Source organism: [Enterobacter] lignolyticus SCF1, assembly GCF_000164865.1.
Classification (GTDB): Bacteria; Pseudomonadota; Gammaproteobacteria; order Enterobacterales; family Enterobacteriaceae; genus Enterobacter_B; species Enterobacter_B lignolyticus.
Genome location: NC_014618.1, coordinates 2,583,182 through 2,606,531, shown reverse-complemented (window position 1 = coordinate 2,606,531; position 23,350 = coordinate 2,583,182). Strand labels below are relative to the sequence as shown.

The 23,350-nt window shown below is 54.6% G+C and carries 20 protein-coding genes; 6 read left to right on the top strand and 14 right to left on the bottom strand.

Annotated features, from left to right (window positions below):
* Positions 1-11: 11 nt before the first annotated feature.
* Positions 12-518 (bottom strand): thiol peroxidase, encoded by a 507-nt coding sequence (gene tpx / locus ENTCL_RS12225; protein WP_013366443.1) that lies wholly within the window; start codon positions 516-518, stop codon positions 12-14.
* 102 nt (positions 519-620) lie between these two features.
* Here tpx and ycjG point away from each other — a divergent pair, with 102 nt between their 5' ends.
* Positions 621-1,586 carry an L-Ala-D/L-Glu epimerase gene (gene ycjG / locus ENTCL_RS12220; protein WP_013366442.1) on the top strand — a complete coding sequence of 322 codons (966 nt, stop codon included), beginning with the start codon at positions 621-623 and terminating at the stop codon, positions 1,584-1,586.
* Here ycjG and mpaA read toward each other — a convergent pair.
* The gene (gene mpaA, locus ENTCL_RS12215) at positions 1,554-2,297 is read right to left on the bottom strand and encodes a murein tripeptide amidase MpaA (protein WP_013366441.1); all 744 of its coding nucleotides are present in this window, start codon (positions 2,295-2,297) and stop codon (positions 1,554-1,556) included. The genes ycjG and mpaA overlap by 33 nt on opposite strands.
* A gap of 189 nt (positions 2,298-2,486) precedes the next feature.
* On the opposite strand from mpaA, the gene ENTCL_RS12210 reads away from it, so the two are divergent.
* Positions 2,487-4,103 (top strand): peptide ABC transporter substrate-binding protein, encoded by a 1,617-nt coding sequence (locus ENTCL_RS12210; RefSeq protein WP_013366440.1) that lies wholly within the window; start codon positions 2,487-2,489, stop codon positions 4,101-4,103.
* A gap of 65 nt (positions 4,104-4,168) precedes the next feature.
* Here the strand turns inward: ENTCL_RS12210 and ENTCL_RS12205 are convergent, their stop codons facing one another.
* From ENTCL_RS12205 to ENTCL_RS12180, 6 genes are all read right to left on the bottom strand, one after another.
* Positions 4,169-4,735, bottom strand: coding sequence for a DJ-1/PfpI family protein (locus ENTCL_RS12205; protein WP_081449274.1), 567 nt, complete (start codon positions 4,733-4,735; stop codon positions 4,169-4,171).
* Positions 4,736-4,869: 134 nt separating this feature from the next.
* Complete coding sequence (gene ompC / locus ENTCL_RS12200; RefSeq protein ID WP_013366438.1) at positions 4,870-5,988, bottom strand: porin OmpC; 1,119 nt, start codon at positions 5,986-5,988, stop codon at positions 4,870-4,872.
* Between the two features lie 123 nt (positions 5,989-6,111).
* Complete coding sequence (gene ascF / locus ENTCL_RS12195; protein WP_013366437.1) at positions 6,112-7,551, bottom strand: PTS cellobiose/arbutin/salicin transporter subunit IIBC; 1,440 nt, start codon at positions 7,549-7,551, stop codon at positions 6,112-6,114.
* A gap of 448 nt (positions 7,552-7,999) precedes the next feature.
* Complete coding sequence (locus tag ENTCL_RS12190; protein ID WP_013366436.1) at positions 8,000-10,009, bottom strand: FUSC family protein; 2,010 nt, start codon at positions 10,007-10,009, stop codon at positions 8,000-8,002.
* Positions 9,999-11,039: a multidrug transporter subunit MdtN gene (gene mdtN, locus ENTCL_RS12185; protein ID WP_013366435.1), complete on the bottom strand. Its 1,041-nt coding sequence runs from the start codon at positions 11,037-11,039 to the stop codon at positions 9,999-10,001. The genes ENTCL_RS12190 and mdtN overlap by 11 nt, the downstream gene beginning before the upstream one ends.
* A 10-nt stretch (positions 11,040-11,049) precedes the next feature.
* A complete protein-coding gene (locus tag ENTCL_RS12180) occupies positions 11,050-11,340 on the bottom strand; it encodes a YtcA family lipoprotein (protein ID WP_081449262.1) in 291 nt (96 codons plus the stop codon).
* 134 nt (positions 11,341-11,474) lie between these two features.
* On the opposite strand from ENTCL_RS12180, the gene ENTCL_RS22410 reads away from it, so the two are divergent.
* Positions 11,475-12,092 (top strand): TetR/AcrR family transcriptional regulator, encoded by a 618-nt coding sequence (locus tag ENTCL_RS22410; RefSeq protein ID WP_013366433.1) that lies wholly within the window; start codon positions 11,475-11,477, stop codon positions 12,090-12,092.
* A 144-nt stretch (positions 12,093-12,236) separates the two neighbouring features.
* Here the strand turns inward: ENTCL_RS22410 and ENTCL_RS12170 are convergent, their stop codons facing one another.
* A complete protein-coding gene (locus tag ENTCL_RS12170) occupies positions 12,237-13,469 on the bottom strand; it encodes a sensor domain-containing diguanylate cyclase (protein WP_013366432.1) in 1,233 nt (410 codons plus the stop codon).
* Positions 13,470-13,989: 520 nt separating this feature from the next.
* Here ENTCL_RS12170 and ENTCL_RS12165 point away from each other — a divergent pair.
* Complete coding sequence (locus ENTCL_RS12165; protein ID WP_013366431.1) at positions 13,990-15,159, top strand: methyl-accepting chemotaxis protein; 1,170 nt, start codon at positions 13,990-13,992, stop codon at positions 15,157-15,159.
* 35 nt (positions 15,160-15,194) lie between these two features.
* Here ENTCL_RS12165 and ENTCL_RS12160 read toward each other — a convergent pair whose 3' ends face one another.
* On the bottom strand, positions 15,195-16,328 hold the full coding sequence (locus ENTCL_RS12160; protein WP_013366430.1) for a GGDEF domain-containing protein: 1,134 nt from the start codon (positions 16,326-16,328) through the stop codon (positions 15,195-15,197).
* Between the two features lie 198 nt (positions 16,329-16,526).
* Here ENTCL_RS12160 and zntB point away from each other — a divergent pair, with 198 nt between their 5' ends.
* The gene (gene zntB / locus ENTCL_RS12155) at positions 16,527-17,510 is read left to right on the top strand and encodes a zinc transporter ZntB (RefSeq protein WP_013366429.1); all 984 of its coding nucleotides are present in this window, start codon (positions 16,527-16,529) and stop codon (positions 17,508-17,510) included.
* Between the two features lie 277 nt (positions 17,511-17,787).
* Positions 17,788-17,931: a proline-rich small protein YnaL gene (gene ynaL / locus ENTCL_RS24165; RefSeq protein ID WP_013366428.1), complete on the top strand. Its 144-nt coding sequence runs from the start codon at positions 17,788-17,790 to the stop codon at positions 17,929-17,931.
* 36 nt (positions 17,932-17,967) lie between these two features.
* On the opposite strand, the gene ENTCL_RS12150 is transcribed toward ynaL, so the two are convergent.
* The 4 genes from ENTCL_RS12150 to ompC (ENTCL_RS12135) form a co-directional block, all read right to left on the bottom strand.
* Positions 17,968-19,482, bottom strand: a complete 1,515-nt coding sequence (locus tag ENTCL_RS12150; protein WP_013366427.1) for a phosphoethanolamine transferase — start codon at positions 19,480-19,482, stop codon at positions 17,968-17,970.
* Between the two features lie 158 nt (positions 19,483-19,640).
* Positions 19,641-20,576 carry a tRNA 2-thiocytidine(32) synthetase TtcA gene (gene ttcA, locus ENTCL_RS12145; RefSeq protein WP_013366426.1) on the bottom strand — a complete coding sequence of 312 codons (936 nt, stop codon included), beginning with the start codon at positions 20,574-20,576 and terminating at the stop codon, positions 19,641-19,643.
* A gap of 196 nt (positions 20,577-20,772) precedes the next feature.
* A complete protein-coding gene (locus ENTCL_RS23705; protein ID WP_013366425.1) occupies positions 20,773-21,294 on the bottom strand; it encodes a hypothetical protein in 522 nt (173 codons plus the stop codon).
* A 622-nt stretch (positions 21,295-21,916) separates the two neighbouring features.
* Positions 21,917-23,074, bottom strand: coding sequence for a porin OmpC (gene ompC / locus ENTCL_RS12135; RefSeq protein WP_013366424.1), 1,158 nt, complete (start codon positions 23,072-23,074; stop codon positions 21,917-21,919).
* Positions 23,075-23,350 lie beyond the last annotated feature (276 nt).

Genomic DNA, 23,350 nt, shown 5'->3' with positions numbered 1-23,350 from the left:
GGACGTGGGGATTATGCTTTCAGCACATCCAGCGCGGAGGTGTAGTCCGGCTCGGTGGTAATTTCGTTGACCAGCTGGCTGAAGACGACGTTGTCGTTTTCATCAATGACCACGACGGCACGCGCCGCCAGGCCTTTCAGCGCGCCTTCGGCGATGCCGACGCCGTACTGCTGCATGAACTCAGGTGCGCGCAGCGTGGACAGCGTAATGACATTGCTCAGACCTTCCGCGCCGCAGAAGCGGGACTGGGCGAACGGCAGGTCAGCGGAAATGCACAGCACCACGGTGTTGTCCATTTCGGTCGCCAGCTGGTTGAATTTACGCACGGATGCCGCGCAAACGCCGGTATCGATGCTTGGGAAAATGTTAAGCACTTTGCGTTTACCCGCGAACTGGCTCAGTGCGACGTCGGAGAGATCTTTGGCAACCAGCGTGAAGGCTGGCGCTTTGCTGCCCGCGTGGGGAATGGCGCCCTGAACGGAAACGGGATTGCCCTGAAAATGCACAGTTTGTGACATGATTAATCTTCCTGTTTACATATAGTTAACGTCGTGGCTAGTGTATGCCATCAATAGCGAGCACGGCAAATCCTTTTGTGTCTGGCCGAAGAGGTGCAGGGAATGAGAAGTTTGAGAGTGTATGAGGAAGCCTGGCCGCTGCATACGCCGTTCGTTATTGCGCGCGGCAGCCGCAGCGAGGCGAAGGTGGTGGTCGTGGAAATCGAAGAGGACGGCGTTAAAGGCATAGGGGAATGCACGCCGTATCCACGCTACGGCGAAAGCATCGTGTCGGTGATGGCGCAGGTCACTACGGCGTGCGACGCGCTGGAAGCCGGCGCCAGCCGGGAAATGCTGCAATTGCTGCTGCCCGCGGGCGCCGCGCGTAACGCCATCGACTGCGCGCTGTGGGATCTGGCGGCGCGCAGGGCGCAGAAAAGCCTGAGCGCGCTGCTGGGCGTGACGCTGCCTGCCAGCGTGACCACGGCGCAAACGGTGGTGATAGGCACTCCGGACCAGATGGCCAACAGCGCCAAAACGCTCTGGCAGACCGGCGCGCGCCTGCTGAAGGTGAAGCTGGATGACCACCTGATCAGCGAACGCATGTTCGCCATCCGCGCCGCCGTCCCCGAGGCGACGCTTATTGTCGATGCCAATGAGTCCTGGCGCAGCGACGGCCTGGCCGCCCGCTGCCAGCTGCTGGCGGATCTCAATGTCGCAATGCTTGAGCAGCCGCTGCCGGCAGGGGAAGACGAGGCGCTGGCGCATTTTATCCACCCGCTGCCCATCTGCGCCGACGAAAGCTGCCACACCCGCGACAGCCTGCCGGGGCTGGCGGGACGCTATGACATGGTTAACATCAAGCTCGATAAAACCGGCGGATTGACCGAGGCGCTGGCGCTTGCCGCGGAGGCCAGCGCGCAGGGGTATGGGTTGATGCTCGGCTGCATGCTGTGCACCTCGCGGGCGATTGCCGCCGCGCTGCCGCTTACGCCGCAGGCGCGTTTCGCCGATCTCGACGGCCCGACCTGGCTTGCGGTGGATGCGAAACCGTCGCTACGCTTTTCCAGCGGTACGCTTCATCTGTGACGTTTCAGGATGCCAGTGCAGCAGCCCGGTCATGGCCGCCAGGTATTTTTCGCTGGCCTCGTCTGAGGAGATGGGCGGGAACTCTGCGGTGATGCAGTGCATGCCGATATCAGCGCACCAGCTGCCGAACGAGCCGGGCGTGGCGTAGCCGACGCTGCTCACCAGCGGCAGTGCGAACGCCTCTGCCAGCCATTTGCCCAGCGGTGAATGGCGGGGGTCCTCAATGCAGGCCAGCGGGTCGTGAAACGACACCACCCAGGCCGGGTGAATTTTGTGGATCAGCTGGCACAGCGCCTGCGTTTCCGGCTCGGAGCCCGGATGCTCGCCGGTGAGCAGCACCACGTCGCGCTCATCCGCCGAGCTGTTCCAGCGGTACACCGTCTCGCCGGCCTTCCAGTTCGCCGCCGGAAAATTGCGGTTCAGGTCCACGCCGTTGGCGTTTGCCCGCAGCCCCAGCTGGCAGCCGTCCGGGTTAACGGTCAGCACCACGTGATGGCGCCGCAGGTCAGGCGACAGGGTGCGCAGCGCGCAGGAGAGGGTGACGATAGAGGAATTTTCGTCGCCATGCGTTCCCGCGATAATCAGCCCGCTGGCATGGTCGGCCAGCGGCGCCGGAAACCAGATAAGCGGCGCGCCCAGCAGCGAGCGGCCATAGTGTTGGGTGCCGGGCGGAAACGCGCCGCGCTGCTGGCGAGGACGAGTAGCTGGCATAGTCATTCCTGGATAGCGAGAGGGTTTCTGGCAGTGTTGTGCAAAACAGGCCGATAATCAAATAGTTTCCGCACTCTGCAGCGAAGCGGCAATAAGCGCTGCGGTAGTCAATTTTCTGTCACAAGTTATTTGCAATTCTTCCTGATGAAACAAATAATTATCCGGTTCTTTTATTCTTTAGGGGATCCCATGAAGCTGCCTGTTTCGTTAACCTGCTGCGCGCTGTGGTTCGGCGCCTTTTCTTCGTTATCCTGGGCGGCGGACGTGCCGCCGGGAACGGTCCTTGCCAAACAGCAGGAACTGGTTCGCCATATCAAAGATGAACCTGCTTCGTTGGATCCGGCCAAAGCCGTGGGGCTGCCTGAAATCCAGGTGATCCGCGACCTGTTTGAAGGGCTGGTCAATCAGGACGATAAAGGCAATATCATCCCCGGCGTAGCGAGCAAATGGCAGACCAATGACAACCGGGTCTGGACCTTTACGCTGCGCGAGAACGCAAAATGGTCCGACGGTACGCCGGTGACCGCGCAGGATTTTGTCTACAGCTGGCAGCGGCTGGTCGACCCGAAAACCACCTCGCCGTTCGCCTGGTTTGCGGCGCTGGCGGGGATTAACAACGCCCAGAACATCATTGATGGCAAAGCGACGCCGGATAAGCTCGGCGTCATTGCGCTCGATGCCCGCACGCTGCAGGTCCAGCTGGATAAGCCACTGCCGTGGTTTGTCAACCTGACGGCCAACTTCTCGCTGTACCCGGTCAACAAGGCCAATGTGGAAAGCGACCCGAACTGGACGCGTCCGGGCAAACTGGTGGGCAACGGCGCCTATGTGCTGAAAGATCGCGTCGTGAACGAAAAGCTGGTGGCGGTGCCGAATACCCACTACTGGGACAACGGCAAAACGGTGATTCAACAGGTCACCTTCGTGCCGATCAACCAGGAGTCGGCGGCGACTAAACGCTATCTGGCGGGCGATATCGATATCACCGAATCTTTCCCGAAAAACCAGTATCAGAAGCTGTTGAAGGATATCCCGGGCCAGGTTTATACGCCGCCGCAGCTGGGCACCTATTACTATGCGTTCAACACCCAGAAGGGACCGACGGCCGACGCCCGCGTGCGCCTGGCACTCAGTATGACCATCGACCGACGCATTATGGCGGAGAAGGTGTTAGGCACCGGCGAAAAACCGGCATGGCATTTTACGCCTGACGTGACCGCGGGCTTTACGCCGCAGCCGTCGGCGATGGAGCAGATGAGCCAGGAAGAGCTGAATGCGCAGGCGAAAACGCTGCTGCAGGCGGCGGGCTATGGCCCGAATCGTCCGCTGAAGCTGACGCTGCTGTACAACACGTCGGAAAACCACCAGAAAATCGCTATCGCGGTGGCGTCGATGTGGAAGAAGAACCTCGGCGTGGACGTGAAGCTGCAGAATCAGGAGTGGAAAACCTATATCGACAGCCGCAATACAGGCAACTTCGATGTGATTCGCGCGTCGTGGGTCGGCGACTATAACGAACCTTCCACCTTCCTGTCGCTGTTGACCTCGACCCACAGCGGCAATATCTCCCGCTTTAACGATCCGGCGTACGACAAAGTGATCCACCAGGCGACGCTGGAAACGACCGCCAAAGCGCGCAATGCGGATTATAACGAAGCGGAAAAAATCGTTGCCGAGAAAGCGCCGATCGCGCCGATTTATCAGTACACCAACGGGCGTTTAATCAAGCCCTGGCTGAAGGGGTATCCCATCAATAACCCGGAAGACGTGGCCTACAGCCGCACAATGTATATTGTGAAGCACTGAGTCGGATGACGTTTCTGTAAACCCGGAACTGGCGCGATGCACGCGCCAGTTTTTCTTTTCAGCCCTTACTGCTGCAGCACCTCGACAAATTTCGCCAGCCACTGCGGATGCGCGGGCCAGGCGGGGGCGGTGACCAGATTGCCGTCAACATACGCCTGATCGATACCGATTTCGGCATAATGCCCGCCGCTAAGCCGCACCTCCGGCGCACAGGCCGGGTAGGCGCTGCAGGTCCGGCCTTTCAGCACCCCGGCCGCCGCCAGCAGCTGAGGGCCGTGGCACACGGCGGCAATCGGCTTATACGCGGCGTTAAACTCCTGCACCAGCTTGAGCACTCGGTCATTCAGCCGCAGATATTCCGGCGCCCGTCCGCCGGGGATCAGCAGCGCGTCGTAATCCTGCTCTTTGACTGGCGCAAAATCGGCGTTGAGGATAAAGCGGTGACCCGGTTTCTCGCTGTAGGTCTGGGCGCCGTCAAAATCGTGAATCGCCGTCATGATGTAGTCGCCTTTGGCTTTGTCAGGACAGACCGCATCCACCTGATAGCCCAGCATCTGTAATGCCTGAAACGGTACCATGGTTTCGTAATCTTCGGCGTAATCGCCAACCAGCATCAGAATCTTCTTGCCCATCATCACCGTACCTGTATGAAGAAAGATGTCTAAAAGATATAGCCTGGCGGGAGAGGGAATGCGAACTGCGAACAGCGCGATGGATGCAATGTTTCCGCTGCAGGCAACAGAAACATTGCACGTCAGGTGGGTTATCAGAAGACGTACTTCAGGCTGACCGCCAGCACGTTGTCCGTCATGATGCCTGCGTTTTGCGTGAAGGTGTTGTTATCAAGTAAATTGATCTTGTAGTCCACATAGGTCTGCATGTTTTTGTTGAAGTTGTAGGTAAATCCGAGATCGACAAACTTGACCAGGTCTTCGGTATCATAGCTGTTACCCTTGATATCCGTCCCTAAATTATTCCCGCGCGTCTGGTTGTAGGCAATAAACGGAACCCAGCCGGACTCGAAGGTATAGCCTGCATAAAGCTCAACGGCCTGTGATTCGTTGGCAAAACCGTAGGCGGTTCCTTTTGTCGAACCAAATTTCGCCGCATTATAGGCTTGGGTATACATCGCTGCCAGATACAGGTTGTTGGCATTATATTTTATCGCAGCGGTATAACCTTCTGCTTTATTTCCGCCCCCCATGATTCCCGGCGCCATGTTTTGCTCATCGGTACGGTTTGAGTTAAAGAACGCACCCGCAACGCTGATTCCTGAATTAAAGTCATAACTCAACGACGCGCCGTAGCCGTCGCCGTTTTGCGTCAGCACGCTGCGGGTGCCGGCTTCCGCTGCGCCGCTGTCGTTTTTCCCCTGGTACTGAAGCGCAAGCTTCAGACCGTCAACCAGACCAAAGAAGTCGCTATTACGATACGTCGCGATACCATTGCCGCGTTTGAACAGGAACTGGTCTGAGCCGTAGGTGCCCGCATCGAACTCAGGCTGCATATCAGTATATGCGGCAGCATCGTACAGGACCCCCGTATTACGACCATAGTCGAAGGAGCTGGTGCCCCAAAATTTCACGCCAGCATATGCATAGCGGGTGAATGCTGTGCTTGAACTTTCAGCTTGGTTGCCTTGTACCTGATATTCCCAACGACCAAATCCCACGACATCATCCGAAACCTGGGTCTGCCCTTTAAACCCAAAGCGCATATAGGTCTTGTCGCCATTGGAGCCTGGATCGTCAGAAAAATAATGCATGCCGTTAATAAAACCATATAAATCTAATTTATTGCCGTTTTTGTTATAGATTTCGGCCGCCCCGGCGGTCGCAGAGGCCAGCAGCGCCGGCAGCAATAAAGATAATACACTTGCTTTCATGTTATATGTCCTTGTGGATATTCAAATTTATCAAATGTTATATTTTTCTTAATAATACGGAGTGTTTTTAAATAAAATGTTCGGAGACCCTCTTTACTTTACATAGCGATTCTTAAAATATGCTCAGTGAGCTAATTCGGTGACGGGTGCAGATGCCGTTTTGTTATTAACGGGTTCCTGTACCGGAATATCCTCAAAGCCCAGCAGCAGGGTCAGGACGAAAGAGAGCACCACCGCCAGCGCCATCACCCCAAAGACCCAGACGATGCTCATCGGGTTGGCCGGGTCGAAGAACTGCACGCTGGTGAACAGCCCCGGCGCCGCCATCGAGTGGCTGGCAAGCCCGGCGATGCCAGCCACCGCGCCGCAGACAAAGCCGCTTATCAGGCTGGCAATCAGCGGGCGCTTCAGGCGCACTGCCACGCCGTACAGCGCCGGTTCGGAGATCCCCGCCAGAATGGCCGAGGCGGCGGCGGCCAGCGCCGTCTGGCGCAGCTCCGGGTTTTTGGTTTTCCACGCCACGGCGAGCGACGAACCGCCAAGCGACAGGTTGGCGCCGATTTCCGACGGCATCACCATGCCTTCCCTGCCGGTTTCGGCGATGGTCTGAATGATGGTGGGGGTGAACACGCGGTGCATCCCGGTCATCACCAGCAGCGGCCACAGCGCGCCCATGATGGCGACCGACAGCCAGCCCAGGTAGCCGTGAATGGTGTACACCAGCGCGGAGATGGCGCTGCCGATCCAGATACCGACGGGGCCAATCAGCAGGATGGCCAGCGGGGCGGCGATCAGCACGATAAGCATCGGCTTGAGGAAGTTTTTGGTGACCGCCGGGGTGATACGGTCCACCCAGCGTTCGATATACGACAGGCACCAGGTCATCACCAGCGCCGGGATCACGGTGTAGGTGTACTTCACCGCGGTCACCGGGATAAGGGCAAACTCGACGTGCTCGCCCTGCGCGGCTTTCGCCATCAGCTCAATAAAGCTCGGGTGCACCAGCACGCCGGCGATGGCGATGGCCAGCGACATGTTGGTTTTAAATTTGATGGCGGCGGAGGCGGCCACCATCAGCGGCAGGAAGAAGAAAGCGCCGTCGCCGATGGTGGTGAGGATGGTCAGGGTCGGGGAGCCTTTCGTCAGCACGCCGCTCATCTCCAGCACCATCGCCAGCAGCTTGACCATCGACCCGCCGATAATCGCCGGGATCAGCGGCGACATGGTGCCAATCAGCGCATCGAGGATGCCGGCGCCGATCCGGCGCAGCGTCAGCGGCGGTTTGCCCTGGGGTTCGGCGGGCTGCAGGTTTTCCGGCAGCAGCCGGACCACTTCCCGGTAGGCCTGGGACACGGTATTGCCGATAATGACCTGGCACTGGTTGTCGCTGCGCACGACGCCCATCACGCCCTTAATGCTTTTCAGCGCCGCGCTGTCCGCGAGGGTCGGGTCCTGCAAAACAAAGCGCAGGCGGGTCATACAGTGGGTGGCGGCGACAATGTTGCCCGCGCCGCCCAGCGCCAGCACAACGTCGCCGGCCAGCGCGGCATAGTTTTTAGACATCGGATTTCTATCCTGTGTTATCAGTAAGGGACAGTTTCATGTTGCTGCCTTTCATACCCTGGATTACGGTATGAAACACCTATAGGAAACCGGTTCCACATAAAAGACATTTTGACTATAAAAAAGTCAATTAAAAAACAAATAAAACATTAATAATTGTGATGCGGGCTACATAAATGGGGCGATAAAACCGTCAGTATGTGGGCCTCTCACGAGATGGTTTTAAAAAGCGATGACGGATTTAGATATTTTTAAATATTCAGGATATTAAAATGAACGATTCTCTGGCGAGGTACCGGCTTTTTGAATCTGTAAAACAGGGTAGGCATATTTTCCCCCCCAAATAAGGCACTGTGGGGGGATGTTGGCCGGGTTAAAATAAGTGAAAAATTAAATCTCGATATCAATTCATCGCGATGCAACGAATTATTCCCGGGGCTATCCGGCGTTAAACGGCAGCCCCCCGATCGATGGCGAGATCGAAGAAATGACGCTGGCTTTCCTCCAGGGCGAGCGCCGACTCTCTGAACGGCGCGGGAAGGGCGGGCGCCAGTGGAGGGTAGACGACGTCGTCTCCGGCGACCGGGTCGGCGTCACCGCTCAGGATGCGCTGTATGAGCGCCAGGTTGCGCTCATACTGACTGACGATAGCCATCGCCTGCTGCCGTATTTCTGACGACGGATCTGCAGCGACCTTTCCCATGCTAAATGCAAGCTTATCTGTTTCAATAAGCATGTTTTTGACGATATTCAGTATCTCATGCCCTTTTTGCAACAGCGCGTCGTGGGTGCCTTCCGCGCTGCGCCACGACGGTTCAAGCGCCACCCGGGCGGCAAGATCTTCGCACTCGGTCAACGCCATAAACGCCGGAGTTCGGCCCTGCTGATGCTCCGCCGGGCTATGCAGCCAGTTTTTGAGGCTGTCGATAAGCTTCGCCAGGCGCGAGAGCATTATTTCCCCTTCACGTTCCGGCGAAATCGTCGCATGAACAATGCCCGCGACGGCGATACCGAGGATGATGCCTACCAGGCGATCCCGCACTTCGGTCAGGTTCACCACTGGTCCAAACGACTCCAGCACCGCCAGCGAAAAGGTAAACATTATCTGGATCCCCGCGTAGCTGATACGCTCCGGCCCGGCGGATATCCAGGACGAAATCGCAAGGATCGGCAGCACAATGCCCAGCAGGCCAAAGAGCGAGTCGACATGGGGAGTGATAAAAACGATAGCGATCAGCGCCAGCAGGCTGCCGATGGCGGCCCCGGTAAAACGCAGAATGATTTTTCGCTGCGTATTGCCAAGCCCAGGCTGCGCCACAATCAGGCAACTGAGCATGATGGTATGAATCCCCGCCCAGTCGGTAGCGGTGTAAAAGAGATAGCACAGCACGGCGCTCAGAAGCGTCTTTAGCGCAAAAATAACGTAGCGCGGGTTGCTGAAGGCATCGTCAATCAAAAAGGGCGCGGCCGCCGCTGCCTGGCGGGAGTCGGCCTTAGCGCCCGAAGAATCCTGCTGCTGGGGCGCTGCATGCAGTATGCGCCACATCAGGTTGAGCGGAGGATACTCTGAGTCGGCTGGCGCATCGGTCGCCGTGGTCAGCGGCTGTCCGCCGTGCGCCATGGCCTGCACGTGGCGCAAGGCCTCCTGCAGCCGCCGGGCGCTGGTAACATTATGTTCGCCTGTCAGGTATTCCGGCAGCTGGCAGGATGCTGCGCGCAGTTCGCAGACCATCGTCACCAGCGCGAGGGGGTTATTGTCGTTGAATTCGCCGGTGGTATCGCGCATCGCCGCGTAGCGCAGCAGCCGGTACAGCGACTGCGCATCGCTGCCCGCGCGGTTGGCGTCGTCGGTCCGTCTGGCGTTGGCGGCGGCGGGATCGAGCTGACGGATAACCAGCGCCAGCTGGCGGTCGATAGCGGCCATCAGCTGCTTGTGCGGCTCTGCGGGCATCAGCAGGGTGTTGACCAGCAGCGTGACGGCGATGGGATAGTTGACGGCAACCCAGACCCACAAAATTCCCCTGACCAGCAAATCCGCATCGGGGGTGCTGTCGACCAGGCTTTGGGTGTAGATCGCCACAATCGCCACGACGAAAAAAATCACGCCGATCCTGCTGGTTCGCATCAGAAACACGCTGGCGAAAAAGACGCTGAATGCCGCCATAATTCGTAAAAATGGCACATCCCAGGTGATTTTCAGTATCAGCAGCGACACGGCAATCGCCGCCGTGGAACCGAGAATAAAAAACAGGCCGGTCAGCTTCGTCACCACCACATTGGTTTGCGTGACGAAAAACACGGTGATAAGCGACAGCGCCAGCAGGGGAACCTGCAGGCTCTGCGAAATAATCACGACTGCGGTGCAGGAGACCAGTGCCCGGAGGACGTGATTGCTCCGTCCCGGGTAGGGCATCAGCGCCTGCATTAGCCCTGAAAGCGTATCGGTTTTACCGCTCATCATGGCTCCGGGACGCCGGGGCGTCGCGATAGACGGTCACCACCGCAGAGGCGCCTATGCGAAACAGCGACGGATCAGGGCTGGTGATGCGAATTTTGGTGGGAAAACGCTGCGAAACGTGAACCCAGTTAATGGTTTTCTCGACAAACGGCAGGCCGCCTGGCGCCGCGCTGTCGCCTGTCGCTACGCCGTAGCTGACCGAATCAACGGTACCGGAAAAGGGCTCACGGGTATTTCCCATGATAAAGACCTCGGCCCTGCTGCCGGCCGAAATGCCGTTAAGATCGGTTTCGCGGAAGTTGGCGATGACGTACCACTGGCGAATATCGATAAGCGTCATAATGGACTGCGCCGGAGATGCGTACTGACCCACGGTCGTTTTGAGCGAGGCCACACGACCGTCAAAGGGCGCGCGGACTTCGCTGTATTCCAGGTTCAGCTGCGCTTCGGCGATCTGCGCTTTGACCTCCTCCCGCTGGGCGACCAGCGCATCCACTCCGCTGACCGCTGCCGTGGCCTGGCGGGCCTGCAGGCGGGCCGCGTTATAGTTCGCCTCGGCGCTGTCCTTAACGGTTTTGGCCTGATCGAGCTCCTCTTTGGACACGTAGTTTTTGCCGATCAGCGCGCGCTTGCGTTCCCAGGTATCTTTGGCCTGCTGGAACTGCACGCGGGCGCTTTCTACCTGGGCGGTTACCGCATCGGCGTTATATTGCTGGGCGTTAACCGACCGTTGGGTGAGCTTGATCTGCTCATTCAGCGTCGCGAGCCTTGCGGTCCCGGCATTGAGAGCGTTCTGAAAGGGGCGAGGATCGATGCGAAAAAGCAGGTCGCCTTTGCGCACCAGCTGGTTGTCCTGGACGGGCAGCGCAATGATGCGTCCGCTGACTTCAGGAACGACGTTGATGGTATCGGCATAGACATAAGCGTCGTCCGTGCCAGGCGCGCGATCGATTTTAACCAGCACAATGGCCAGAACCAGCAGCGTTACCGCCAACAGACCGGCAATGTAGATTTTTTTCTTCAGTGGCATGGCGGGCACCTTAATGTGGAAATACCAATAACCAGGTCAGCATGGCGATAAGCGCGGTAACGCAGGGATACACCACGGCGGCGGGCTGCAGCCATTGTGTTTTCTTGCGCCGTACCGATACCACATGCAGCAGGATCATGCCCGCCACACCGGCCCCGGTGCACAGCAGCCAGTCGGGGAAGGCGGCGCCAAATAGCACGATGGAGGGCGCAGGCGCGCAGCCGGTGAGCGAAAGCAGGGCGGCCAACGGCCCGAGCCGCTTCCCTGACGCCAGGCGCTTACTTACTTTTGATGTGTGCATGATAGTTAACTTGATGATAATTATGAATAAAACAAACAAATTTGAATTATTATTCAAATTTACTCTATCCCAATTTGAAAAATTACTCAAGGTTGATTATTTTTGGAGACCTATTTACACGACATGGAGCTCTGATGCTGAAAAGTCCCCAGGGGCAGTCCCGTCTCCCCAGTCAGAAAAGAGGGCACAAGCGCGTGCAGCAGATTCTGGACGCTGCCGCGGAAATACTGAGCGATGCATCGGAACCGCTGACCATCAAGTCGCTTGCCGCCCGTTCAGGAACGGCGCCGGGCTCGCTATATCACTTTTTTTCGGATATTGAATCGGTGAAGGCGCAGCTTAAGGAAGAGTATGATGCGCAGCTTGAAGCGATGCTGGAGAAAATAAAAAACAGCCATCCGGCGCAGGCGTGGGCCACCATGAGGCCAGCGGCGGCGATAGCCAATCTGTTTACGCCTTATGCGAATTTTATCATTGAGCACAAAGCCTATTTGCCGCTGCAGGAACAAAGCAACTTTGATTTCAGAAACTCGCGGTTTCTGCAGTTTATTATCGACGTTCTGACGCTCAGAATGCCGCCGGAGCGCGCGCCGGATATCGTGAAAGAGGCTATTTTTCTGCACGCGCTGTCGATAGGTACGCTGCAGCAGGCAGGCCAGCATGGCAAAAGCTTACCCTACGATTTTATTCCGCGGATCCTGAGCGTGCTGGCGCTGTATCTGGAAAATATTGAACAACTGCCAGCCCAGTGACGGGCGTAAAAAAGCCCGTCAGAGAAACGGGCAAACGATAAAAGCAAATTATGCATTAGCGCTTCTCATGACAGGATGCGCTAATGGCCTAATTTTACATGGCTTTCCCTCCGGCTGAACCTGACAATTTTTGTAGGTTGCCTTTCAGGCCGCCAGCACCTTATTGCGCCCGCCGTTTTTGGCCTGATAGAGCGCGGCGTCCACCCGGCGGAAAAGGGCGTCCCGCGTTTCGCCGGGCTGGTGGCGCGCCACGCCGATGCTGACGGTAAACTCAGGCAGCTCGCTGTTAACGCTTTTTGTGACAGCGTCACGCATGCTTTCCGCCACCGCCAGCGCGGTTTCAAGAGAAGTGCGCGGAAGCAGGACCGCAAACTCCTCGCCGCCCCAGCGGAAGATGTAATCGCCTTTACGGCTACAGGATTCCAGTATTCGGGAGAGATGGATCAGCACCTCATCGCCCTTCAGGTGGCCATAGCTGTCGTTGATGGACTTGAAATTGTCGGTGTCCACCAGCAGCAGGCAGTAGTCGCTGGTGAACGGAATCGGCAACGCGCTGTGGCTTTCCGTTAAAGCGTAAAATTGTCGACGGTTGAGCAGCCCGGTCAGCGAATCCCGCAGCGCGGCATGTTCTAACTCCTGTTCCAGGCGCTTTTGCTCGGTAATATCATGCACAATGCACAGCATCAGCTTATCGCCGTCAATCTCAAGCGGACCGGCATAGGTTTGCACGTGCCGGAGCGCGCCATCGGCCATTTTATGGATAAAATTTAACGGTTTGTGTCCGCCCGGGAGCCGTGAGATTTCCGCCATTACCGGCAGCACCTGACGGCCAAGCGAATTGATTTCCCAGGTATGCCTTTGGCACATTTCGTGTCGGGAATAGCCATAGAATCGCAGCGCCGCAATATTTGCATCGACGATAAGCCCATCGCGCGCGGGGTCGATCAGCAGCATCGGCGCGGAGGTGGTCATAAAAAAACGATGGTAGAAATTATGCTTATGCGGCTTATAGGTGGCGGACCGCGCATAGTTTTCGGAAGCGGCGTGGCTGATATTGGCCCCTTCGAAAATAATCACATCGGGAAAATCGGAAAAACTCGCCTGCGACAAGCGACAGCGCAGCGCCAGAACGCCTTTTGCGGTTTTGATTGACCAGATTTCGACGACCTCGTGCTGATTTTTCAGATCGGCCATGTAGGCGGTGAGGCGGGTTTGCGCGCAGGCGGACAGCGCGCCTGAGCGAAGGGCGGCAAGCGACATCTCGCCTGTCAGCGTTTGCGCGGCGCGATTGGAAAAAAGCAGGCTTTCGCAGACAGGGTCGACCACCCAGATAGGGGTGCTCAGGTAGTTAAAGGCTGACAGTTCTGCAGGCAACATGATGCTCGCTCTCCCAACAACGCACTGGCTCTCAGATTCCGCGAGTATTAAACATAAACATTTTTGTTACATCATGCCTGCTTTTTTTGCACGAAAACGGAGCATCCGGGGAGGGTTGCGGTTTTCTGACGCCCAGGCGCGCCAGCGGCGGTTGTTGATCCTGCGTTTCGAGTTAGAGAGCGATGGTGTTTCTGGAAAATAGTTTTATGGGGGGCGTCGGTTATTAATTCTGTACTCATAAAAAACCTCTTAAGCATGGCTTAATAACTGTGAATCGCCAATAAAATACGTCCTGCGGCGGTGAGGTGGTAAACTGTTGATTTGCAGTAATGTGCTGGTAAATCATCAGTTTTTGGCGTTTTATTCTGCTTTTGTACGGTGTTTTTGTATTACCGCTATGCTAAAGGCAAATTCTCCGGGCTTAACGGCGAAGATGATTTTCTGATGCCGGGAATATGGCAACAGCGAAGCCAGCTGCTATAACCATATTACCCGTCCAGGTGTCCATGTGAGTTTAATTATGCTAAAAAATACAAGCATCAGAACATTTATACTCATTTTCCTGTTGGTGGATTTCTTACTGATTGATGTCGCAGCTTTTTTACTTTCTGCAAGTATGATTACGTTAGCCATGCTAAATATATTTTGGCTGGCGACGTTTATTCTTTTGTGGCTGTACATGACCCGATATCTTGTTTCGCCGATCAATGCGGTGCGTGAAAGTATTAATGAAGTGACTTCAGGGAATTTATCGGTTTGCATTCCGGTATTTGGTAATAACTGCGCCGGGCGACTGATTCCCGGTATTAACAGCCTGTCGAGTAATATTTCCACGCTGGTATCCGATATTCGGATATCTTCCCAGACGGCAATGAGCTTATCCGAGCAGCTGGCGAACCGCAGTACCGAGCTGTCGGTGAAAACGGAAGAGCAATCGGCAACGCTGATGCAAACGACCTCCAGTATGGAGGAGATCGCTGCCAGCACGAAAAACAATGCGGAAAATACGCGTCTCGCCAGCGAACGGGCGGGCGAAGCAACGCTGTGCGCCCGCAGAGGCGGCGAGCTGATGGTGGAGGTCGCGACGAATATGCAGTCGATTACGGACTGCGCCCGCCAGATGACGGAAATCATTACCTTAATTGATGGTATTGCCTTTCAGACCAATATCCTGGCGCTGAATGCGGCCGTGGAGGCCGCCCGGGCGGGCGATCATGGCAAAGGGTTTTCTGTGGTTGCCGGCGAGGTGCGCAATTTGGCGCATCGCAGCGCCGAAGCGGCCAAAAATATCAAAACGCTGATCGGCGTCACCAGCGAAAACGTCACCCAGGGGGCAAACATTGTTCATGAAGCGGAAAAAAATATGCAGGACATCGTTTCGGGATCCGGGTTGCTCAGCAGCCTGATGGAGCAAATCTCCGTATCGACCCTGCAGCAGGAAAAAGGGATTGATCAAATTACCCTCGCGTTGTCCGAACTGGAGAAAGTGACGCAGAGTAACGTGGCGGTTGTGGAAGAGCTGGCGGGATCGTCCGATGTTCTGAAGCAGCAGGTGGTTTCGCTGCAGGCCCGCACCCGTAATTTTCGGCTGGGAAGCGATGCGCCAGCCGCCGCCGTGGCGCCTGCGCGGCTGACCAGACCGTCCGCCGCGGGTCCGGTCGACGATCCGAACTTCTGGCGCGCTTTCTGATAAAGCGCGCACGGCCTGCAGGGATGCAGGCCTTTTTATTCAAACAGCACCCAACGGTTGCGCCCCTGCTGTTTTGCCTGGTACAGCGCTTTATCCGCATTATGGATAAGCGTCCGCGCCTTCATCCCTTCTGACCAGCTTGCCACACCAAGGCTTACCGTCACCCGCGGCAGTACGGGAGAAGTCAGGTGCTCGATGTTCTGTAGCCTCATCTCCTGGGCGATGTCGCGGGCGACATCCAGGGCTTCACTCGGGGTGCTACGGGGCAGCAGCAGCACAAACTCCTCGCCGCCAAAGCGCCCCGGAATTCCGGTCACGGGTAGCGCCGCTCGCGCGAGGCACTGGGCGATCGTCACCAGGCAACGGTCGCCGCGCTGGTGTCCGTAGTAGTCGTTGTAAAGCTTGAAATGATCGACGTCGAGCATGATAAGCGTAAAGGTGCCGCCTTCACGCTTGTGGCGCGCGATTTCCTGGTCCATTCGGGATTCGAACGCCCGTCGGTTGGCGATTCCGGTGAGCGGATCGCGGTTTGCGAGCAGTTCGAGCTGGTCTATCAGGTCGGCATTCTCCTGCTGATGGCGTAGCGCCAGTAAAAACCAGCGGTTAAGCATTTGCCGCCCGGACTCGATAAGACCCGCCAGCAGCACCCACATAAAGGCGTTAATCACGGTCAGATTCGCCGTATAGAACAGTGACATAACCAGCACGGTAAGCCAGATAGGGGCGATGAACCCCAACAGGATCCGCGGGTCGAAGTACAGCGAAATTAACGCCGTGAATAGCAGCAGGGCGGTAAACGGGAAAATAATCCGCATGTCCTCATTGATAATAAGGACGTAGAACCCCACCGACCAGCAGAGACTCAGCGTGAGGATGGTGGCTTTCGCCAGCTTCCGCAGCCAAAGAGCATCCTGAAACGGCGCCATCCGCATAATGAATATCACGCTCGCCGAAATGAACAGCACCAGCAGCGCCATTGTTTCCAGCAGCGCCGCAAGGGTGTGGGGGGCAACAATCAGCGACTGCGGAGCGAACCAGCTGCGGCCGAGAATAAAGAGCGAAAAAAGAATGTTCACCCATAAAAACCAGGGCGTACTGGTTTTGATCGCCGTTTCGCGCATTTCTGCCAGGCGTAGATCAAATGCCCGACAGGGCTGGTTTTTCGACACTGCATTGCTCCGGATACATTTTCGCTACACTATTACTGCTGTTAATTAACTTTAACGATTTACCCGTTGTTGTCTATCTTATCCTGGTAAAAAATCTTATTTTCGCCATGAAATTCAGTGCGATGGCCGTGTTCATGGTTGCTTATTGGCCTTAGAACGCTAGACTAACTGCACAAAAGAGCACGATACGGAGGCGTTGTGGAAGCCATTAGGGGATCGGAAATGAATGTGCCTGATGCCGTTTTTGCCTGGCAACTGGATGGTAAAGGGGGCGTCAGCCCGCTAACGGACAACGATACGGTCGACAGAGAGCGCCCGTGCTGGCTGCATCTTAACTATACCCATGCGCAAAGCGCGCAGTGGCTGGCGACAACTACGCTGCTGCCGAATAATGTTCGCGATGCGCTTGCCGGGGAAAGTACCCGTCCGCGCGTGACCCGCATCGGCGAGGGGACGCTTATTACGCTGCGCTGTATCAACGGCAGCACCGACGAACGTCCCGATCAGCTGGTCGCGATGCGCCTTTATATGGACGAGCGTCTTATCGTGTCGACGCGCCAGCGCAAGGTGCTGGCGCTGGACGATGTGGTCAACGACCTGGAAGAGGGAACCGGGCCGGTGGACTGCGGCGCATGGCTGGTGGACGTCTGCGATGCGCTGACCGATCACGCCAGCGAATTTATTGAAGAACTTCACGACCGGATTATAGATCTGGAGGATAACCTGCTCGATCAGAAGATCCCACCGCGTGGGCATATGGCGCTGCTGCGTAAACAGCTCATCGTGATGCGTCGCTATATGGCGCCTCAGCGCGATGTCTACGCCCGTCTTTCCAGTGAGCGGCTTGCGTGGATGAATGATGACCAGCGCCGACGGATGCAGGATATCGCCGACCGGCTGGGGAGAGGGCTCGACGAGATCGATGCCTGTATCGCGCGAACCGGCGTAATGGCTGATGAAATCACCCAGGTGATGCAGGAGTCGCTGGCGCGCAGAACCTACACCATGTCGCTGATGGCGATGGTCTTTTTGCCCAGCACCTTCCTGACGGGGCTGTTTGGGGTAAACCTGGGGGGAATTCCCGGCGGCGGCTGGCAGTTTGGTTTTTCGCTCTTTTGCATTATGTTGGTTGTGTTGATTGGTGGTGTTACATGGTGGTTACATCGTAGTAACTGGTTGTAAAAGAGAAGATTTTTTCCTGACAATGGGGCTTAAAACGCGGGGAAAATTGAGCGAAGTCAATAAACAATCTCCCTGTTCGGGGCAATATCATTCCCGCAGGTGAATGCAACGTCAAGCGATGGGCGTTGCGCTCCATATTGTCTTACTTCCTTTTTTGAATTACTGCATAGCACAATTGATTCGTACGACGCCGGCTTAGATAAGTCGGCTTTTTTTTTTTGCCCTTCGTTCAGCAGACTCTACCCTTATAAGGGACCCTGAAGAAATGGAGGCCAGTATGACACGGTATCAGTTACGGGTGAGCGACCCTATTCCAAACGATCCGGTGCCGATTCCCAACCCCATACCCAAACCCCAGCCGATTCCTGAACCACCGGTTGATCCGGACCCGCATCCGATCGTAGTTCCGCCTGCGTGCTGATAGCAAGCGCCCTCCGGCAAGGGGGGCGAATGACGTTTACTGAACGATGGCGTTTTCTTTGAGCTCATCGTAAGGCACCAGATGTTCGCCATTGAACACCGTAATGTCGCGTTCTGCCGCTTCGCCAGGTGATAGCGCGGGAACTTTGTCTGAGTCAAATCCGGCGATCCACTCGAAGAGCGACATGAATTTTCTCGCACTTATCGGCGTATCGTCGGTGATATGTTTTTTCGTATCGCTGGTAAACAAGAAGAGCGGAATATTAAAGTTTTGACGTGCGTCCGCGCCGTGACGTACCGGGCGCTCGCTCTCATCGACGGTCATTCCGTGATCGGAAAAATAGATCAGCGCATACGACTCACCGCGCTGTTCCAGAATCTGATGGGCGTGTTCAAGGAAAGCGTCGAGTTTTTGCAGCGTTGCCAGATAACAGTTCAGCTTTTGCTGATGGCTGATGTTGAAATTCACAGGGAAGTCGTTAAGCCTGGAACAGGTATCCGGATGCGAGCCGATCATATGCAAAAATACGGCATTGTGCGCATTGTCATTGTTCTTCACCACGCGCTGAAGTTCACCTAATAGCGCCATGTCATCGGTACTATTGGTATTGTAATCTCCTTTTTTGAAGAAAACTTTATGCTGCGCCTTACTGGCAATAACGGTAGCCGGGGTATCATATTCGCCAAGAAAACCCTGGTTGGAAATCCAGTGAGTAGAAAAGCCGGCTTTTTTAGCCAGCGCGACGATACTGTTGTATTCTTCTGTTTTAACGCCATCGCTGATCGTGAGCGTACGCGACAGAGACAGAAAGGTGTTTGGCGCGGCGGAAATATAGTGCGTGTAGAAGTAGCCCGGCGCCGTATTTAACCATGGTGTGGTGTTATGCGGATAGCCATACACAGACAGGTAGTCACGGGCGACGCTCTCGCCAATCACGACGACGACATTCTTATACTTTTTATGGTTACTGATGATTTGAAAATTGTCCGGAACATTACTGTTTTGCTCAAGGCCAGCGAGCGCTGAGTTGGCCTGTTGCGCGTACGCCGCCGTTGCCGTCAGCATTCGCTTCGGCCAGGCATTCAGATTGATTAAAATAAAGGCGATGAGGTAGATTGTGCGGTATTTCTTATCAAAATCCTGACCATTTCGGGCAAACAGATAAATAGCTAAAATGGCCGAGCTCGTCAGCAGCCAGGCATTAAGGCTGGTTCCCCGGAGAAACTCCAGAAATTCACCGCTGTTCGTCTGCAGTGCGGAAACGACATACGCATAGCTTATCTTGCCAAAGCTATAGCCGACTGGAATGTACAGGGAAAGACAGAGCAGGGCTGTGCACGAAAAATAAAAGGTGAGTGGATTTTTTCTCGAGAGGTACAGGGTGACAAAAGTCACTATACAACTGGATATCCCGTTATAACCCATGTTCAGTGGGATAATTAGTGAGATAATAATTACAGGCGTTATCCAGGATAATGCTCTTCTTATTGCTGTCGTTTTGCTTTCTGTGCGCGAAAAAACACCAGAAAGGTGTAAAAGTTTCCCAAACATTATTATTATTCCAGAGTAAAAATGCCCGGGCATTATAGGCATTTTCTTATGGAAGCAAAGCTATTTATAAAATATGGGAAAATTTAATTTAAGTTGAATTAAATTTTTGCAGCAAGAATGCGCGGCAGTAAAAACCCTCCATCAGGAGGGTTCGTCTGTTACTTGATTTCTACAATATCCAGGCGGTTAGCGAGGGGGGCGGCGTCATCCTCTTCCGGCTGCCAGCCTGCGGGCTGCAGCGGGATCTCTTCGCGATCGAAGGCTAAATCCCCGCCGTCAACGACCGCTGAGCCGTGGGTAAGTCCTTTGAAATCGAACATCTCGCCGTCGCACAGGTGTGACGGCACCACGTTTTGCATGGCGCTGAACATCGTCTCAATACGGCCTGGATAGCGTTTGTCCCAGTCACGCAGCATGTCGGCAATGACCTGGCGCTGCAGGTTAGGCTGCGAACCGCACAGGTTGCAGGGGATAATTGGAAACGCTTTAGCCTGCGCAAAACGCTCAATATCTTTCTCGCGACAATAGGCCAGCGGACGAATAACGATATGCTTGCCGTCATCGCTCATCAGCTTAGGCGGCATGCCTTTCATTTTTCCGCCGTAGAACATATTCAGAAACAGGGTTTGCAGAATGTCATCGCGGTGGTGCCCAAGTGCAATTTTGGTGGCGCCCAGCTCGGTGGCCGTGCGGTACAGGATCCCGCGGCGCAGACGGGAACACAGCGAACAGGTCGTTTTACCTTCCGGGATCTTCTCTTTGACGATGCCGTAGGTATTTTCTTCCACGATTTTATACTCAACGCCCAGCTGCTCGAGGTACTCCGGCAGCACGTGCTCCGGGAAGCCCGGCTGCTTCTGGTCGAGGTTCACCGCCACCAGCGAGAAGTTTACCGGCGCGCTTTGCTGCAGATTACGCAGGATCTCCAGCATGGTGTAGCTGTCTTTGCCGCCAGACAGGCACACCATAATGCGGTCGCCTTCTTCAATCATGTTGAAATCGGCAATCGCTTCTCCGACGTATCGGCGCAGGCGTTTCTGGAGTTTATTGAGGTTGTATTGCTCTTTTTTGCTAATATCTTGATTCTGCTGCATCTGGATCTCTGTTCAATACGGGACAGCATCGCGCGAAGGATGAGGGTGCCGTTGCTGATTATGCATAGTATGCCGCGTATGGTACGGATTACGGCGACGAATACCAGCATGTTTTGCTGTTGCGCGGCAACTAAATGAAAAAAATCCCCGCCACGGCTGACGAGGATTTTTGGCGCCGGAGGCCGGCCGTGTTCAGCTAGCTCAGCGTAAAGTCATTGACCAAGGAGTCGGAGCTGATTTGATACCCTTTACCCATTCCGGCGCCATCCGAGATGGTCACCGTATCGGTGTTGCCGTTAACAGGAAGGCCGCCAATCCACCAGTTATTTGAACTGCCGGTGTGCCCCTGTCCCAGATACAGATTGGCTAAAAATACTTTGCCATAGATAGTGAAGCTGACCGCCAGGCCAAAATAGAAGTTCAGCTGCTCAGGAGCGTTGTCCGATGCGCCGAGACCGTACATATGCGGCAAACTGCTGCTTGCGGTTGCATAGCGACTGGCGACCTCTCCCGATCCTTTTCTGCCGCAGTTCCAGTGGATTGACCAGGTATTGCCGCTTCTTGTGATAATCGGTGAGTTTTGATGCGGCTGCCCGGAGGTAATATCAAAGCTGTCGGGGATATATTGTATATTTGTAATGTTAGCGCAGGAGAGGGTGACAAGATTATCATGCGTTGATGTTCTCAATGATTCAAATTCGGTGCTTAGCGTAGTCATGAAAATAGCCTCAAGAAACACGAAGTGAGATGTCAGTATAGAATTCTATTGGCTTAGGGTTATTTTGCGAAAACTCTAAGAAATAATCTGATATGTACAATATATTCGGAGCGCAGCGGTTTACTTTTTTATTGTTTCTCAAGGTTAATTTCATCCCCCCCTGTGGGAGCTGAAAAACCTCTGCTGCTTAAGTATGAAGGTGAGTATGATTCTTTTATGATTTTTTAGCGTTTCGCGCTTATTTTCGTTGTTTTCTTTCTTGTTTGCTCTGTGATTTATTGTGATTTTGGGTTTTAATGCTAATGGCTATGTTTATTGTTATGTTGGCCGCGCGATCTGCCGTTTTATCAAAGAGACGCATCGAACAACAGATAATTTAAAGCGTTATGAAGCGGTACGCGACAGCAGCCGTTTCCTCTGTCGCGTCCTGTCGATTGAAGACGTTTGGAAGATGAACCATGGATATCAGCTCAGTAGCGATAGTTTATAGCCGTTGTGCTGTAAGAGATCATCTGATTGTATTAAAGCTGAATGTTGTTTCATGCATCAAAGGTTGTTTAACCTTTCAATTACGTAGAAAATGGGAAGGAACAGGCCCGCTGCTGCCAGCGGGCCAGATGCATCAGAACTGGTAAACCAGGCCCAGGGCGACAATGTTATCGGTGCTGATACCATTATCTTTGTAGAAGTCATCATTACCGTCCAGCAGGTTGATTTTGTAATCAACGTAGGTGGACATGTTTTTGTTGAAATAATAGGTCGCGCCAACGTCCATATATTTCACCAGATCTTTATCGGAATCTCCGCCGTTAACCAGGTTCAGATCCTTGCCTTTAGACTGCAGGTAGGAAATGGCCGGACGCAGGCCGAAATCAAACTGATATTGCGCAGTGATTTCAAAGTTCTGGGTTTTGTTGGCAATACCGCCGCCGCTGGCGCTGTCTGCAGAACCATATGGCGTCATATTGCGCGTTTCTGAGTACATCGTTGCCAGGTAAATATTATTAGCGTCATATTTTGCGCCAACGGTCCATGCGTCAGCTTTTTCACCGTTGGCATACTGTGAAGAAACATCGTCAAAGGCATTTTTCTGGTCACTGGTACGGTCAGAGGATGCATAGGCGGCGCCCACGCTGAAACCCTGGCCGATATCATAGGTTGAGGAGATACCGAAACCGTCGCCGTTAGCATTACGGAAGCTGCGATCGCCATTGTTGGTGCCTTCGCCGCTGCCTGGGTTTTCGTTCTTACCCTGATACTGCAGGGCGAAGTTCAGGCCATTAACCAGGCCAAAGAAATCGCTGTTGCGGTACGTTGCCACGCCGTTCGCACGGTTCGTCATGAAGTTATCGGCCTGCGAATAGGAGTCGCCGCCAAACTCCGGCAGCATATCGGTCCAGCCTTCCACGTCGTACAGCACGCCGTAGTTACGACCGTAGTCGAATGAACCGTAGTCGCCGAATTTCAGACCGGCGAATGCCAGACGGGTCCAGGACTGGTTCGCGTTATCGCTGGTGGATTCTGCGTTATTGGCCTGTACGTTGTATTCCCACTGGCCGTAGCCGGTCAGCTGATCGGTAATCTGCGTTTCGCCTTTGAAGCCAAAACGAACGTAGCTCTGATCGCCGTCTTTACCTGAATCACTGGAGAAGTAATGCAGACCGTCTACCTTGCCGTAAACATCTAATTTATTGCCGTCTTTGTTATAAATTTCCGCCGCATGGGCAGCACCTGCCGCTAAAAGCGCAGGGATAACGAGGGCCAGTACTTTTCTTTTCATTTGAATAATCCTTTAGCTGTTATTTTATACTTACTTCTTCATGCTGCTTCCGAATGAGAAGTTAATTAATGCTAATGGAGTTAGTTCCCTGAAGGTAAAAAACATTTGTTACTAAATAAGTGAAATATCGATGAATTACTTCTGTTGAAATGATGATAATTTTCGTGAATGATTTGCGCTAAATATATATAAAATAAAAATTATACGCATATGCCATTAGGTTTTATGATGGCCGCGTTATATGCCAATTATTGTCACACATCGAATCATCCGTTG

What these genes read in the sequence shown, in the direction of transcription:
- ENTCL_RS22410 (WP_013366433.1), top strand. Translation starts at nt 11,475, where the DNA reads ATGCTGAAAAGTCCCCAGGGGCAGTCCCGTCTCCCCAGTCAGAAAAGA.
- tpx (WP_013366443.1), bottom strand. Translation starts at nt 518, where the DNA reads ATGTCACAAACTGTGCATTTTCAGGGCAATCCCGTTTCCGTTCAGGGC.
- ENTCL_RS12180 (WP_081449262.1), bottom strand. Translation starts at nt 11,340, where the DNA reads ATGCACACATCAAAAGTAAGTAAGCGCCTGGCGTCAGGGAAGCGGCTC.
- ttcA (WP_013366426.1), bottom strand. Translation starts at nt 20,576, where the DNA reads ATGCAGCAGAATCAAGATATTAGCAAAAAAGAGCAATACAACCTCAAT.
- ascF (WP_013366437.1), bottom strand. Translation starts at nt 7,551, where the DNA reads ATGTCTAAAAACTATGCCGCGCTGGCCGGCGACGTTGTGCTGGCGCTG.
- ENTCL_RS12190 (WP_013366436.1), bottom strand. Translation starts at nt 10,009, where the DNA reads ATGAGCGGTAAAACCGATACGCTTTCAGGGCTAATGCAGGCGCTGATG.
- ENTCL_RS23705 (WP_013366425.1), bottom strand. Translation starts at nt 21,294, where the DNA reads ATGACTACGCTAAGCACCGAATTTGAATCATTGAGAACATCAACGCAT.
- ENTCL_RS12165 (WP_013366431.1), top strand. Translation starts at nt 13,990, where the DNA reads ATGCTAAAAAATACAAGCATCAGAACATTTATACTCATTTTCCTGTTG.
- ynaL (WP_013366428.1), top strand. Translation starts at nt 17,788, where the DNA reads ATGACACGGTATCAGTTACGGGTGAGCGACCCTATTCCAAACGATCCG.
- ycjG (WP_013366442.1), top strand. Translation starts at nt 621, where the DNA reads ATGAGAAGTTTGAGAGTGTATGAGGAAGCCTGGCCGCTGCATACGCCG.
- mpaA (WP_013366441.1), bottom strand. Translation starts at nt 2,297, where the DNA reads ATGCCAGCTACTCGTCCTCGCCAGCAGCGCGGCGCGTTTCCGCCCGGC.
- mdtN (WP_013366435.1), bottom strand. Translation starts at nt 11,039, where the DNA reads ATGCCACTGAAGAAAAAAATCTACATTGCCGGTCTGTTGGCGGTAACG.
- ENTCL_RS12210 (WP_013366440.1), top strand. Translation starts at nt 2,487, where the DNA reads ATGAAGCTGCCTGTTTCGTTAACCTGCTGCGCGCTGTGGTTCGGCGCC.
- ompC (WP_013366438.1), bottom strand. Translation starts at nt 5,988, where the DNA reads ATGAAAGCAAGTGTATTATCTTTATTGCTGCCGGCGCTGCTGGCCTCT.
- ENTCL_RS12205 (WP_081449274.1), bottom strand. Translation starts at nt 4,735, where the DNA reads ATGGGCAAGAAGATTCTGATGCTGGTTGGCGATTACGCCGAAGATTAC.
- ENTCL_RS12150 (WP_013366427.1), bottom strand. Translation starts at nt 19,482, where the DNA reads ATGTTTGGGAAACTTTTACACCTTTCTGGTGTTTTTTCGCGCACAGAA.
- ompC (WP_013366424.1), bottom strand. Translation starts at nt 23,074, where the DNA reads ATGAAAAGAAAAGTACTGGCCCTCGTTATCCCTGCGCTTTTAGCGGCA.
- ENTCL_RS12170 (WP_013366432.1), bottom strand. Translation starts at nt 13,469, where the DNA reads ATGTTGCCTGCAGAACTGTCAGCCTTTAACTACCTGAGCACCCCTATC.